10 protein-coding genes, 2 pseudogenes and 1 riboswitch are annotated in these 14,966 nt (G+C 28.1%); of the genes and pseudogenes, 6 read left to right on the top strand and 6 right to left on the bottom strand.

Annotation, left to right across the window (positions count from 1 at the left end):
• The first annotated feature begins 113 nt into the window (after positions 1-113).
• Both ACWPW7_RS08780 and ACWPW7_RS08775 read left to right on the top strand, forming a co-directional pair.
• Positions 114-419, top strand: coding sequence for a hypothetical protein (locus ACWPW7_RS08780; protein WP_291563009.1), 306 nt, complete (start codon positions 114-116; stop codon positions 417-419).
• Between the two features lie 395 nt (positions 420-814).
• A complete protein-coding gene (locus ACWPW7_RS08775; RefSeq protein ID WP_454053222.1) occupies positions 815-1,315 on the top strand; it encodes a GNAT family N-acetyltransferase in 501 nt (166 codons plus the stop codon).
• 25 nt (positions 1,316-1,340) lie between these two features.
• On the opposite strand, the gene add is transcribed toward ACWPW7_RS08775, so the two are convergent.
• The 6 genes and pseudogenes from add to ACWPW7_RS08745 form a co-directional block, all read right to left on the bottom strand.
• Positions 1,341-2,333 carry an adenosine deaminase gene (gene add, locus ACWPW7_RS08770; protein ID WP_454053221.1) on the bottom strand — a complete coding sequence of 331 codons (993 nt, stop codon included), beginning with the start codon at positions 2,331-2,333 and terminating at the stop codon, positions 1,341-1,343.
• A 61-nt stretch (positions 2,334-2,394) separates the two neighbouring features.
• A riboswitch (purine riboswitch) is annotated at positions 2,395-2,494 on the bottom strand.
• A gap of 182 nt (positions 2,495-2,676) precedes the next feature.
• Positions 2,677-3,103: pseudogene (locus tag ACWPW7_RS08765) on the bottom strand (MaoC family dehydratase).
• A gap of 26 nt (positions 3,104-3,129) precedes the next feature.
• Positions 3,130-4,497, bottom strand: a complete 1,368-nt coding sequence (locus ACWPW7_RS08760; protein ID WP_454053220.1) for a GntP family permease — start codon at positions 4,495-4,497, stop codon at positions 3,130-3,132.
• Positions 4,498-4,524: 27 nt separating this feature from the next.
• Positions 4,525-6,075: an acyl CoA:acetate/3-ketoacid CoA transferase gene (locus tag ACWPW7_RS08755; RefSeq protein WP_454053219.1), complete on the bottom strand. Its 1,551-nt coding sequence runs from the start codon at positions 6,073-6,075 to the stop codon at positions 4,525-4,527.
• Positions 6,076-6,376: 301 nt separating this feature from the next.
• On the bottom strand, positions 6,377-8,086 hold the full coding sequence (locus ACWPW7_RS08750) for a sigma 54-interacting transcriptional regulator (RefSeq protein ID WP_291563025.1): 1,710 nt from the start codon (positions 8,084-8,086) through the stop codon (positions 6,377-6,379).
• A gap of 215 nt (positions 8,087-8,301) precedes the next feature.
• Positions 8,302-9,603 carry a M18 family aminopeptidase gene (locus ACWPW7_RS08745; protein ID WP_454053218.1) on the bottom strand — a complete coding sequence of 434 codons (1,302 nt, stop codon included), beginning with the start codon at positions 9,601-9,603 and terminating at the stop codon, positions 8,302-8,304.
• Between the two features lie 776 nt (positions 9,604-10,379).
• Between ACWPW7_RS08745 and ACWPW7_RS08740 the strand changes: the two genes are divergently transcribed.
• From ACWPW7_RS08740 to ACWPW7_RS08725, 4 genes and pseudogenes are all read left to right on the top strand, one after another.
• The gene (locus tag ACWPW7_RS08740) at positions 10,380-11,567 is read left to right on the top strand and encodes a cation diffusion facilitator family transporter (RefSeq protein ID WP_454053217.1); all 1,188 of its coding nucleotides are present in this window, start codon (positions 10,380-10,382) and stop codon (positions 11,565-11,567) included.
• A 380-nt stretch (positions 11,568-11,947) separates the two neighbouring features.
• A pseudogene (gene tnpA, locus ACWPW7_RS08735) lies at positions 11,948-12,282 on the top strand (IS200/IS605 family transposase).
• Positions 12,283-12,291: 9 nt separating this feature from the next.
• Positions 12,292-13,380, top strand: a complete 1,089-nt coding sequence (tnpB, locus tag ACWPW7_RS08730) for an IS200/IS605 family element RNA-guided endonuclease TnpB (RefSeq protein WP_454055489.1) — start codon at positions 12,292-12,294, stop codon at positions 13,378-13,380.
• Between the two features lie 476 nt (positions 13,381-13,856).
• Positions 13,857-14,966, top strand: coding sequence for a PRK06851 family protein (locus tag ACWPW7_RS08725; RefSeq protein ID WP_454053216.1), 1,110 nt, complete (start codon positions 13,857-13,859; stop codon positions 14,964-14,966).

Below are 14,966 nucleotides of genomic sequence, written 5' to 3'. Positions count from 1 at the left end.
AAAAATGTATAAAATTAAATTTGGAAGTAGTCCATCTATAGTGTACAATGTAATTAATGTTGAATTAGAGGATTGAATTATAATATAGTTCTTTATTGTAGGGAGGATTTAATTTGAAAAACTTAATTATTATAATACTGATTGCTGCAGGAATTTTACAGCTCTTACTGGCTTTATTCATGCCTTGGAAAAAGATCCTTGCAATGTATGAAGAAAACGGAAAAGTTATATCAAATAAAAAAAGATTTATATTTTGCCAAAGATTTTTATATTTACTCATTGGTGGATATATGATTTTAGTTGCTTTCCTTATAAATAAAAACATAATAAAATCAACAGGTGAAATATTAATTATGGGGGTATCCCTAATGATATTAACCTTTTTACCAACACTTAATAAGTATAAATACTTTAAATAAAAGTTATATTTAAAAATAATACTGAATTTAAATATTAATAATAGGACTATATCAAAAGGTATAGTCCTATTATTTATGTTCTAATATTTTAATGATGATTTTTCAATTCATTTATACAATTTGCAATTATAGTTGAAATATTTAAAGTCCCATCTATATTAAGCTATATATTAATTTAAAGATAACTTATATATGTATATATTTTTCTTTACTTCGTTAAAATTGATGCGCTATAATTAATTAAAAATAAAAAGTTTAGGAGTGGGATTATTTGTAACTTAGTTAAACTCTCAAGAAAAGATTTAAAAAAGGCCTCAAAGATTTTTGCAAAGGAATTTTTAGATGATCCCTTATATGAGCACATACTTCCTCATACCTCTAATAGGCTAGATGTATTGAACATATTCTTTGAGAATTATATTGAATTACTTTACGATTATAGCAGTTTATATAGCACCTCTGAAGATATGGAAGCCATTGCTCTTATATTTCATTCAGAAAAATTTACTTCATCATTTCAATATATCTCTAAAGTTTTTATAGCTACATTAAAATCTTTTAAAATATGTAGATATGTAAATGTAAAAACATTTATAAAAGGATTTTTTACTCTCCAGAAAATGAGTTCTGCTTGGATAACAGATATAGTAAAAAATGAATATATTCATTTAGATCTAATTGTTGTTCAAAAAAATTTTAGAGGTAAAAAATATATGAGCAAGATTATGAATGAGATTTTAAAAGAAGCTGATGAAAGAAGAATTTGTTGTACTTTAGAAACTCAAAATATAAAAAATATAAATTTATATACACATTTTGGCTTTAAACTTATAAAGAATATAAACTTGACCAATAGTGATATAATTCAATATTGCATGGTATATAAAAAGTCGTGATAAATCACGACTTTTTATATAATACTTATATGAATTTTCTTAACTCTTCCTTCATTTCTTCACTAACAAAGGCTGCATTAACGCTATTATAATAAAGCTCCTTATAATTTTCATAGTTTAAACTAAATTCTTTAAATATAGCATTATATTCATTACTTAAGGTTGTATCTGATACAGTTCTATTATCAGTATTAACTGTCACCTTTATTCCATCAGTGTAAAAATTAAAAATAGGATGATCTCCGTAAGAATTTACTGCCTTAGTTTGAATATTACTGGTTGGACACATTTCAAGTGTTATTGCTTTATTCTTTACAATATCATAAGCTTCAGGACAATCTTTTATAAAAACTCCATGACCTATTCTTTCAGCTTTAAGCATTTGTGCAGCATCTAAAACATTTTTTCCTATTCCTGTTTCACCAGCATGAATAGTAACTCTATATCCATATTCTCTCGCTAATGCAATAGGCTCTATGTATCTTTTAGAAAATTCTGCTTCTTCATTACCACATAAATCTATAGCTACTACACCTTTTTCTAGAAACTTTCTTCCCGCTTCCACCACATCATAAACAGTATCTACAGGAACATTTCTTAAACAAGATAGTATTAAATTACCTTTGATATCATAATCATTTTCTCCATCTTTAATTCCTTCCAATACACTTGATATTATTTCTTCAATAGTTAATCCTTTTTTAGTATGAAGTAGTGGTGCAAATCTAATTTCAATATATTTTGTATTTTCCTTTGCTGCATCTTCCATAAGTTCATAAGCAATTCTTCTTAAGCTTTCCTTAGACTGCATAATATCTATAGGTAATGCAAATCTTTCTAAGTATTCAGAAAGAGAGGTACATTCTAAAGGCGCAATCATCATATTTCTAATAATATTAATATCTGAACTAGGAATATTTATATTCTCTTTCTGTGCTATATCAACAATTGTTTCAGGTCTAACACTACCATCTAAGTGGCAATGTAATTCAATTTTAGGTAACTTTATCAATTCCATATTACTCCCCTTTTCTATAATAAATGTTAAATAATAAAAAATCCTGATTACGAAGAAAATACCCATAAGGTATCTTCTTCGTAATCAGGAATTTTGGATTCCTGGTAGAGACCCCCAAACCATATTATTGGGGTTATACGAAGATATTATAAATATTTTATATTATTAAAGTATAATATAAAATATTTATATAAAATTTATATTATTATATCATAATAAAAGTTATAGTCAAGGCCTTGTAATTATTACCTAAACAAATTAAAAGTTCCATATAACATAAGCTTAGCTAATAGTATCTTGTAGTTCAATTTAGACTTTATATTAATTTCATATTTTTAATTTATCAGCTAACTTGTACACATTTTGGTGGCATAACCAAGGCCTCTCCTGAAACAACTACTATTCCATCTTGATTAGTGCAGATGGTTTTTAATTTTACTCTATTTTTTTCAGGAATCATCTCTATTACTTCTACTTCTGCTTTTATTGTGTCATCAATCTTAACTGGAGCTGTAAATTTTAAATTTTGCCCTAAGTATATTGTCCCTGTTCCAGGCAATTGCATTCCTAATACTGCTGAAATTAATCCTGATACTAAGATACCATGAGCAATTCTGCCTTTAAACATAGTTTGTTCTGATTGCACCTTATTTATATGAGCTGGATTTAAATCTCCAGTTATACCTGCAAAGATATACATCCGTTTCACTTATGGTTTTTTCTATATAAGATTTATCTCCTATTTGTAATTCGTTTATTGACTTTCCCATAATAACACTCCTTATTTTCTAAATATTTACACAATTCCAAAGCTAGCTAAAATTATACATACTACTGTGGCTAGAACTGGAATAACTACTGTGCACATTCCAATATCAATATAGGATTCTTTGTGTGTAAGACCTGTGATTCCTAGTAATGTTATTACAGCTCCATTATGTGGTAATGTATCAAACCCTCCACAGGCAATAGCTGCTATTCTATGGAATGCCTCAGGACTAATTCCAAGGGCTATTGCTTTTTGCATATATATATCACCTAATGCACCTAGTGCTATACTCATTCCTCCTGATGCTGAACCTGTTATACCTGCTAATATACTTGTTGATGCAGCAAGTGAAATAAGTGGAGTACCAGGTATTGAGAGTATTGCTCCTTTAATTAAAGCAAAGGCTCCTAATGATTTTATTACATTACCATATCCAACTTCAGATGATGTGTTAATTATTGCTAGTAAGGATCCAATTGCTCCTTGGTTCACAGTTTTTATAATACTTTTAAAATTCTTTCTTAATAGTATAATTGCCATTACTATTGATATAGCCAATGAAACTATTAAGCTCCACACACCTTTTACCTTATCTATAGAAGTTCCAAAATCTTTAAGATATTCTGCATTCATATTACCAAAATACTTTCCTAATATATAATTAAGCACTAGTACTACAATTATTGGCATAATGGCTATACCAACATTAGGTAGGCTACTTATATCAAACATCTCTATTTCTTCCTTATGATTACCATAACCTTCACCAATTTCCATGGCTTTTCTCGCCCTTCTGTTAAGCCACCACATACCTACGCCAAACATTACGATTGATGCCACAATACCTAGTATTGGCGCTGCCCATGCAGTTGTACCAAAATAAGTCATAGGAATTGCATTTTGTATTTGAGGACTTCCTGGCAATGCTGTCATTGTGAAAGTAAATGCTCCTAGAGCTATTGTTCCTGGTATAAGCCTTTTCGGTATATTAGCTTCTCTAAATAATTCAGCTGCTATTGGATATACTGCAAAAGCAACAACAAATAAAGAAACTCCTCCATAAGTTAATATTGCACAAGATAGTACTACTGCTAGTATAGCTTTATCTTTTCCAAGCTTGTTGGCTATAAAATTTGCAATAGATTTTGCAGCTCCAGAATCGTCCATTACTTTACCAAATATAGCCCCTAATAAGAATAATGGAAAATAAGTCTTAGCATATCCTGCAAAGTCTTTCATAAATACTTCTGTATAACTTGCAAGCATCGGAAGATCACCTGAAAATGCTACTGCAAGCATTGCTAGTAATGGAGCTAAAATTAAAACTGTAATTCCTTTATAAGCTAAATACATCAATAGTAATAAGGAAATTATAATACCTAAAACACCTAACATAGTATGACTCCTTCCTAATTTTCATTTTTACCCTACATTAATCCCCATAACTTCTTCTCTAAATATTCTTTTATCCATAATTTTGAGATTCTCTGATATTATTGGTTTAAATTGCATTTCATTTAATATATCTTTATTTAAATCAATACCTGGAGCTATTTCTATTAAAGTTAATCCTTTTTTACTTAATTCAAATACCGCTCTTTCTGTTATATATAAAACCTGTTGTTCTATTTCTTTTGCATATTCTCCACTAAAAGTTATTTGTTCTACTTCATCAATAAATTTTATAGTTCTTCCTTCTTGTTCGATTAGTAGATTATCATCGGTAACGGACACTTTTAGACCACCAGCTGTAAATGTACCACAATATATAACTTTCTTTGCATTTTGGGTTATGTTTATAAATCCTCCACATCCAGCTATTTTAGGACCAAATTTACTTACATTAACATTTCCGTTTTTATCACATTGAGCTAATCCTAAAAATGCTATATCAAGTCCTCCTCCGTCATAAAAATCAAATTGATATGGTTGATCCAATATACATTCAGGGTTTAATGATGCTCCAAAACTTAATCCACTGGCAGGCACTCCCCCTATCGGTCCTGCTTCTACTGTTAAAGTCATCATATCTGCTATTCCTTCTTCATTGGCGACGGATGCAACTCCCTCTGGAACACCTATTCCTAAATTCACTATGGAGTTAGGTATGAGCTCCATAGCTGCTCTTCTTGATATTATTTTTCTCTCATCTAAATTCATATTTTTGTTAGTATCTAAAATAGTTTTTATCATTCCACAATATGCTGGATTAAATTGTTCCGAAAATGTTTGCATATGATTTTCTGATTGTGCTATAACTACAGCATCCACATATATTCCAGGAATTTTTACTAACTTAGGATCTAAACTTCCATACTTAACAACCGATTCTACTTGAGCTATCACTATTCCACCAGAGTTTTTTGCAGCTTGCGCTATTGAAATAGACTCTAAAGTAGTGGCTTCCTTTTCAAAAGATAAATTTCCTTTTTCATCTGCATAAGTTGCTCTTATTATGCTGACATCTATAGGAAAAGTCTTATATAGCAATCTTTCTTTACCTTCAATATTGATTACTTTTATAATATCTTCCTTAGTTATGTCATTTAATTTTCCACCTTCAACTCTAGGATCAACAAAGGTTTGCAATCCTACATGAGTAATAGTTCCAACTTTTTTAGCAGCAATATCTCTAAAAAGATGAGATATTACTCCCTGTGGAAGATTATAAGCCTGTACTTTATTATCTAATGCTAATTTTTGAAGTTTAGGTGCAAGTCCCCAGTGTCCCCCTATTACTTTTGATACTAATCCCTCGTGTCCTAAATGATTTAGTCCCTTTTCCTTTGAATCACCTTGACCAGCAGCATATACAATAGTAAGGTCTTTAGGAAATCCTTGGTTCAAATAGCTTTTTTCAATTTGTGAGGTTATCTCTTCTGGATGTCCAGTTCCAATAAAGCCTCCTATAGCAACAGTACTACCATTTCTAATCATTTTTACAGCTTCTGACACAGCTTTTACTTTATTCACTAATAAATTCCTCCCTCTATAAAAATAACTATTATTTTTATTGACTATAATTAAAGCAATACCCATGCCAATATATGAACTCCTTTAAAAATTCTTCTATAACCATTGAATTCAGTAGATTCTTAAAGTGTAACCTTAAAAATCTCTAAGTTATATTCTGAATTTTCTTTTAATTATGTAAGGAATTCCGTATATTTTTAAAATTACAAATAAAAAAATGTACTAAAATTCGTACACTTTAAGATTTAACCTTAAAATGTGTACGAATTTTAGCACATTTTTCTTATAATAGATACAATTTTCAAATAATTTTATGTTTCTTAATTTTTTCATATAGGGTGGTTCTACTTATCCCTAAAAGCTTCGTTGCTTTTAATTTATTGCCATCACAAGCTTCTATTGCAGCTATTATTGCATTTCTTTCCGCATCATTTATAATGTCTTCGAGTTTTTTTATTTTTGTGCTTATTTTAGCTCCTGTTATTTCTGCAGGTAAATGCTTAGGTAAAAGTATATTTTCTTCTTCAATTACATTAATAGCTCTCTCTATTGTATTTTCTAATTGCCTAATATTACCTTCCCATTTATAATTGTTAAAATACTCTAACACTTGTTTTGAAATTTTGCATGGTTGTTTATTTAACTTTTTACAAATTTTATTACATAAAAAATTGGTCAATAATGCAATATCATCTTTTCTATCTCTTAAAGGAGGAATTTTTATAGTAACAACATTTAATCTATAATATAGATCTGCCCTGAATTTTCCTTCTTTAACCATATCGTTAAGATTTTGATTTGTGGCAGCAATAATTCTTATATCTACATTTTTGGGGGAAATAGATCCTACTCTTTCCACTTCTTTTTCCTGTATTACCCTTAAAAGCTTTACCTGCATATGTAATGGCATATCACCAATTTCATCTAAAAAGATAGTACCACCATCTGCTAATTCAAACTTTCCCATCTTTCCTTCTTTCTTTGCACCAGTAAATGCTCCTTTTTCATAACCAAATAACTCAGACTCTAATAAATCAGATGGAATTGCTGCACAATTTACCTTAACAAAAGATCCATATTTTCTACTGCTATTTTTATGTATAGAATGTGCAAACAATTCTTTTCCTGTTCCACTTTCTCCAATTAATAAAACATTTGAAACGGTAGCTGCTGCTTTTTTAGCTAATCTTTTAGTTTCAAGTAGCTCATCACTATTACCAATAATATCTGAAAAAGAATAACTTGCACTATTTAGTTGTTGAATTTCTCCTTTGTAATCCTCAAGTTCCTTTTGGATTTTACTGAACTTTTTATAAAAAAAATTAAGCTCAGTTATATTCCTAAAAAGAACTTTTCCTATAGCACCTTTTATCTCTCCATTAATAACTATAGGTTTTCTATCAGCTATCATATATTTACCTTTAATACTTTGTAACTGGGCATCTTCTTCTTTTCCTGTTTTTACAATAACATGCATTCTAGTATTTTCAATTACATCCTCAACATGTTTGCCAATAGCTTTTTCATGATCAATTCCTAAAAAATCTGTATAGGCTTTACTTATTTCAGTTACATATCCTTTGTCATCTACTACTACTATTCCATCATATGCCATATCTAAAGCAGTTCTTAATATTTCTGTAGAATCCTTTTCTATATTTAACTGTGCTTGTGCTTTTTTCAATTCAGTTATATCTTTAAATACACAAATTGTTCCTATAAGCTGATTATTTTTCACAAGTTCAGCTGAATTAAATAGAATAATTTTTTCTTCCAAATTTATAGTGCTATTGCTTTCACTTTTATATCTATTAAACATTTTAACTTGTTGGTACTTTGGCAAAATATCACTTATGGCTTTACCTACTACTACTTCTTCCTCAATTTGAAAAACATCTTTTACAGTGTTATTCAAGAACTTAACTTCTTCATTAATATCATAGATAATTATCCCAATATTTATATGTTCTAATACTGAGCTTAAAGTTTCTAAAACATAATCATCATACATAATAATATAAAACTCCTCTCCTTATATTTTTCAATAGTTTGTTTTTATTAGAGAACAACTAAAAAGTTATACCTTTCAGCTAAATCTTTAAAGAAATTAATTTCAACCTTAATTATAAATTGAAATATTTAAAGGTATAGGTATATTGCTTTATATATAAAAAACTAATACGATATTTAGTTTATACATTAAATATCGTATTAGCTCTTATCAAATTATAGATTATAAAATTCTATAAAAGATTTCATTACATAAGTATGGTCTTCTACTCCAGCTAGTTCTCTTATTGAATGCATCGCTAAAGTAGGATTTCCTATATCTACTGAACGAATGTTAATATGTGTTGAGTTTATAGGTCCTATAGTGCTGCCACCTCTTAAGTCTGAACGATTAACAAACTTTTGTACAGGTACTCCCGCACTTTTACAAACCTCCTCATAAACTGCATCGGAATCACTATCAGTAGTATACGCTTGATTTGCATTTATTTTTATAACTGGTCCTTTATTCATAAGCGGTCTGCTTGTTGGGTCATGTTTCTCTGGTGCAGCAGGATGAACGGCATGAGCATTGTCTGCTGAAATTATGAAAGATTTAGCTAATGCTCTAAAGAATTCTTCTCTACCTTTCCCTTGAGATATTACTATTCTTTCTAATATGTTAGATAACATGTCAGAATCCGCACCTTGCTTAGTTGAACTTCCCACTTCTTCATTATCATAACAAACCATAACATTAGTTCCCTTAGTAATATCAGCTCTTATTAAAGCTTCAATTCCTGCATGAACCATTTGAAGGTCATCTAATCTTCCACTAGATATAAATTCATTATTTAGTCCTATTATGCTTCCTTTTTCATATTCATAAAGATATAAGTCAAAGTCAATAATCTCTTCCTTAGATACTTTTAATTCCTCTGCTAATGCATTTAATAAATAATTACCATTCTCTAAGCTTTCATTTACTAATGATAAAACTGGTAATGTATCCTTTTGTGCATTTATATCAAAACCCTTATTTACCTCTCTATTCATATGTATAGCTATATTAGGTATAATTAATAATGGTTTATTTATATTAATAAGTGTTGTTTTTGGATAAAGTATACTTTCACTTTTTAGAACCACTCTTCCTGCTATAGCTAAAGGTCTATCAAACCAAGTACTTAATATAGGACCACCATAAACTTCTGTATTTAGTCTTACATAAGAGTCTTCTACCGTCATTTCAGCATTTGGTTTTACTCTAAATCCTGGTGAATCTGTATGAGCACCTACTAGTTTAAATCCCTGTTCTTCTATTTCTCCATTACCTACAACAAAAGCAACTAATGCTGAATTATTTTTAGTTGTATAGTATCTTCCACCTTTTTCTAAATTCCATTTATCTTCTTCTTTAACTTCTGTAAATCCAGCTTTATTTAATCTTCCCTTAACTGATTTAACCGCATGAAAAGCAGTTGGACTTTCATATAAAAAATCAATAAGGTCTCTTGCAAACTCTAATTGTTGTGACATTTTATACACCTCCGAAAATATTTATAGATAAATTACTTTTAAAGTTAATTTATAATTAATAATTATGCTGTTAAATATTTCAATTAGCAACTTAAAATAATGCACAATTCAAAATTCACAATTAAGGTTGAAATTAATTTTGTAAATTAATTTCTTTAAATAGATTTTTTAGTAAAGGTAATTGTGTCACTCTAAAAATAAATCAATTAAAAACTTCTTCCATAAAGGAAAAGCATCAATAATTCTCCAATTTCAATAGTCAATTTTCAATTGTATAAGGGTTCCACTGAGATGCAGTATAGATCAGAACAACACCAATAAATTTAACTAATACTTTAAAGAGACTATAACTTCTAGCTTATTTATAAGAAGTGACTAATATGACTTTAAAACAAATCAATTTTAAATTTCTCAGCTTCTGCTGAGAAATATCCATAATTGTGAATTTTGCATTGTGAATTGTAAATTTAAAGTTTTAACTATACTACTAATAAAGTAGCAATTATTTTCACATATACATTAATATTAGAACTAATATATCTATATATATCTTTAGTATAACAAATTTCTCCATAATATTTCTATGAATTTTTGAAATAATAAGATATAGCACAAATTATCGAAAGCACTCTTTGAATTATAATCTATATAGAAAACCCTTTAAATAAATTTTAAATTCAATTTTGTCTTTTATAGTTAATTGCTATTGTTAAAACATATTTATTATATTATGGTATAATTTAGTGATAATAAATATGCTTCATTGAGGTGATTAGATGATTTCTAAATTAATTGTAAGAAAGTTTATAAAAAATTATGAAGATGTAAAAAACAAAGATGTAAGAGAAAAGTATGGATATCTAGGTGGAATTATAGGAATACTCATAAACCTATTATTGTTTGGAGTAAAAGTTACAATAGGTATTTTTAGTAATAGTATTGCTGTAATAGCTGATGCCTTTAACAACCTATCAGATGTAGGTTCATCAGTAATAACTATTTTTGGCTTTAAGCTTGCTAGTAAACCTGCTGATAGAGAGCATCCTTTTGGCCATGGACGTATTGAATATATTTCTGGACTTATTGTAGCATTTATTGTAATGATTGTAGGATTTCAATTTGTTTTAAGTTCAATAGAAAGAATTAAAAACCCAACACCAGTAAATTTTTCTCTAATACCCTTTTTATTAATTTTAGTATCTATTTTATTTAAAGTATGGCTTAGCAGTTTTTATAGATATGTTGGAAAAACTATAGACTCTTCTGCACTTAAAGCTTCATCTGTAGATGCCTTAAGTGATGTTATATCTTCAAGTACTGTAGCATTATCTTTGTTACTTTCTAATTTTTTTTCATTTCCACTAGATGGATACATGGGGATTGTAGTATCATTGATAATCCTTTATGCAGGTTATAATTTAGTAAAAGATACTCTAAATCCATTATTAGGTATGGCACCGGATAAAGAATTAGTAGAAAGTATTCAAAAATCAGTATTAAGCTATGACAATATATGCGGTGTACATGATTTAATGATTCATAATTATGGCCCTGGAAGAATAATAGCTTCAATACATGCTGAAGTACCTTGTAATATTTCTATAGTAAAAATTCATGAAATTATAGATAAAGCAGAAAAAGAAGTTTCTAAAGAACTTGATATTTATCTAGTTATACATATGGATCCTATTAATACAAATAGTGAAGATGTTTTAAATGATAGAAATATACTAGATGAAGTTTTAGAAGAATTTCCTATAATAAAATCTATACATGACTTTAGAGTTGTAGGTGAAGGTGAGATAAAAAACTTAATTTTTGATGCAGTTATAGATGTAAGCCATCATCTATCAAAAGATGAAGAGCATAAGCTGATTAAAGATATAGATAATTCAATAAAAAAAATTCACTCCAAATATAATGTTATTATAACTATAGATAAAGATTATCTTGGAGTGGAATAAGAAAAGACTGTAGTACTTCATTAAAATTTATATTAACTACAAACCCCATGTACAAAATTTGTACATGGGGTTATTTTATAAATTAAATATATATCTTTTTATAATCTTATTAACTATATTAATTTCTCAAATTTCAATTTTATATTACATCATAATAAATTCAAAAAATAATATTTTTATCTTAAACAAAGAATATATATTATTATATAAAATTTAACGTAACCTAGCAAAAGTCCTCATCTCCAACGAAGTAAGGTGGTGATGAATACGTAAAAATAACGTGCTTATACTATATTAAATTACAGAAAGTAGTGATACTAATGGATTTAGATAGTAACAATTATTAAGTATTCTCAGTATATTACCACCTAGTATTAGTAATATACTACAGAATAGAAGTTAGCGATGATGTAAGTATAAGACTGAAAGATATATTTAATAATATAAGCAAAAATTATAATATAACAACTGTAGAATGGGAATATTATAGAAATCATGTTCATGTATTATTCAAAGCACATTCTAATAGTAAGTTATCAAAATTCATAAATGCTTATAAGAGTGCTAGTAGTAGATTGATGAAAAAGGAATTTCCTCAAGTAAAAAAACAGTTATGAAAAAAATATTTTTAAGATAGAAGTTATTGCCTTATAGCAGTTGGGAGCGTGACCATAGATATAGTTAAAAATATATAGAAAATCAAGGAATGAAATGAGGTGAGGATATATTAAAGACTTATAAATATAGAATTTATCCAAATGAAGAACAAAAATTATATTTAGCTAAAACATTTGGCTGTAGTAGATTTATCTATAATAAAATGTTAGCGGATAGAATTAAATCTTACGAAGAAAACAAAGATTTAGATATTAAAAAAATTAAATATCCTACACCTGCACAATACAAGACTGAATTTCCTTGGCTAAAAGAAGTTGATAGTTTAGCTTTAGCTAATGAACAATTAAATTTAGACAAAGCTTATAAGAACTTTTTTAGAGATAAGTCAGTAGGATTTCCTAAATTCAAAAATAAGAAAAGTAATTATCATAGTTACACAACTAATAATCAAAAAGGTACTGTATATATTAAAAATAATAAAATAAAAATACCAAAATTTAAAACTATGATAAAGATAAAACAGCATAGACAATTCAATGGATTAATTAAGAGTTGTACTATATCTAAAACACCCAGCAATAAATACTATGTTTCTATATTAGTTGATACAGAAAATACTAAATTGCCTAAAATTGATAAAAAAATAGGTGTAGATATGGGCCTGAAAGAATTTGCAATATGCTCAGATGAATATAGAGAACCTAATCCAAAGTATCTTAGAAAATCAGAAAGAAGATTAATTAAGTTACAAAAAGACTTATCAAGAAAGCAAAAGGGTAGTAACAATAGAAATAAAGCAAGATTAAAAGTAGCTAAATTACATGAAAGAATAGCAAATCAAAGGGCAGATTTTTTACATAAGTTATCAATAAAATTAATTAGAGAAAACCAATCTATAGTTATTGAGGACTTAAAAGTTAAGAACATGCAGCAAAATCATAAATTAGCTAAAGCTATAAGTGAAGCTAGCTGGTCAGAATTTAGAAGGATGTTAGAATATAAAGCTGATTGGTATGGGAGAGAACTAGTTATAGCACCTAGTAATTATGCTAGTAGCCAATTATGCTCTGAATGTAGCTATAAAAATGAAGAAGTAAGAAATCTAGCACTTAGAGAATGGACTTGTCCGAATTGTGGTACTCACCATGATAGAGATATAAATGCTAGTAAAAATCTACTGAAATTAGCAATGTAATTTTGGTATTATAACGAGGTTGGTTCGACCTTTTGAGCGTGGGTAAACTTGCTCCGTTGGGAGTATTGACCACGAAGCTATCACTTCAACGAAGTAAGTGGTAGCAGTTCACTATCTTATATAAGTTGCAGCAAAGTTAAGGTTTAATACAAACATAAATGTAATGCTATATCTAGATATATCAGTTGCAAAATTAGTATATGTGAAAATAATTGATTATTTTTAGTTTTATAAATAGAGTTATTAAATTCACAGCTCACAATTACTAATATTTTTCTTATAAGAGAGAAATTTAAAATTTTTTTTAAAATCATCATGTAAAATTCGTTGATTTTGCTAATATTGAACATAAATGTTAACCATTTCTTTGATTTATAGTATAATATAGATTGCATACATTTAAAGTATTACATGTTAACTTTTTGCAAATAAATGAATATCATATACTGATATGAAATTATGGAGTGTGATCTTATATGTTAAAAAAGCAAAGGCACTATTTTTTAGGTGGCAATACATCTAAAGGATTTTATTCACTTTACAGATATATTCTTTCTCAAGATGAAGCTAGAAGAATTATATGTATAAAGGGTGGTCCTGGTACTGGAAAATCTTCATTAATGAAAAAAGTTGGCAATTTATTTTTAGAAAAAGGATATACTGTAGAATATCATCATTGTTCCTCTGACAGCAATTCTCTAGATGGAGTTGTAGTTAAAGGACTTAATGTTGCACTGTTAGATGCAACATCACCTCATGTGGTTGATCCTATAAATCCTGGTGCAGTAGATGAAATATTAAACATGGGTGAATGTTGGAGAGAAGATGATTTTAAAGATTCTAAAGATCTAATTATTGATAGTAATAAAAAAATAGGTAAAACATTCAAAAGAGCTTACAGATTTTTAGCTGCTGCAAAAGATATTTATGAAGACTGGTATACTTTCAATAATGATGCTTTAAACATGAACAAAATAAATGTATTTAAAGAGGAATTAAAAAATACCATATTTAAAAAAGATATTTCTAAATTAGGCTATGACAGACATTTATTCGCTACTGCCTTTACTCCAGCTGGAGTCATAAGCTTTATAACAAATTTAATTGAAGACTATGAAAATATATATATTTTAAAAGGTCCTCCTGGTACAGGAAAGACTGATGTTCTTCAGTACTTATATGAAGAAGGTGTTAGAAGAGGATATTATGTAGAAGTACTTCATACTCCACTAATGCCAGATAAGATTGAACATGTTTTAATCCCTGAATTAAATACAGCTATTATTACTTCAAATGAAATTAATAAACTTACTTTTGATGGAAGAATATTTGACATGACTAGTTTCCTTAATTCATCCTCTATAGAAAAAAATAAGGATGAAATCGAACAGGTAAAAAACACCTTTTATATACTATTAAATAAAGCCTTATCTTGTATAGAAAATGCTAAGGCATTACATGATGAACTTGAAAAACTATATATACCAAATATGGATTTTGAAAAAGTTAATGCTGTAACAAATGAAGTTATAAATAAATTATTAAAATATGAAGAAGAATATTTAAAAGAAAACAATACTAAATAA

This window comes from Clostridium sp. Marseille-Q7071 (assembly GCF_965112025.1).
Note: the sequence above shows the minus strand (reverse complement) of the source record. Positions and strands in the feature narration are given on the sequence as shown.

Bases quoted from the DNA above. Each gene is read 5' to 3' on its own strand.
- add (WP_454053221.1), bottom strand. From the start codon at position 2,333: ATGGAATTGATAAAGTTACCTAAAATTGAATTACATTGCCACTTAGAT.
- ACWPW7_RS08760 (WP_454053220.1), bottom strand. From the start codon at position 4,497: ATGTTAGGTGTTTTAGGTATTATAATTTCCTTATTACTATTGATGTAT.
- ACWPW7_RS08750 (WP_291563025.1), bottom strand. From the start codon at position 8,086: ATGTATGATGATTATGTTTTAGAAACTTTAAGCTCAGTATTAGAACAT.
- ACWPW7_RS08745 (WP_454053218.1), bottom strand. From the start codon at position 9,603: ATGTCACAACAATTAGAGTTTGCAAGAGACCTTATTGATTTTTTATAT.
- ACWPW7_RS08740 (WP_454053217.1), top strand. From the start codon at position 10,380: ATGATTTCTAAATTAATTGTAAGAAAGTTTATAAAAAATTATGAAGAT.
- ACWPW7_RS08725 (WP_454053216.1), top strand. From the start codon at position 13,857: ATGTTAAAAAAGCAAAGGCACTATTTTTTAGGTGGCAATACATCTAAA.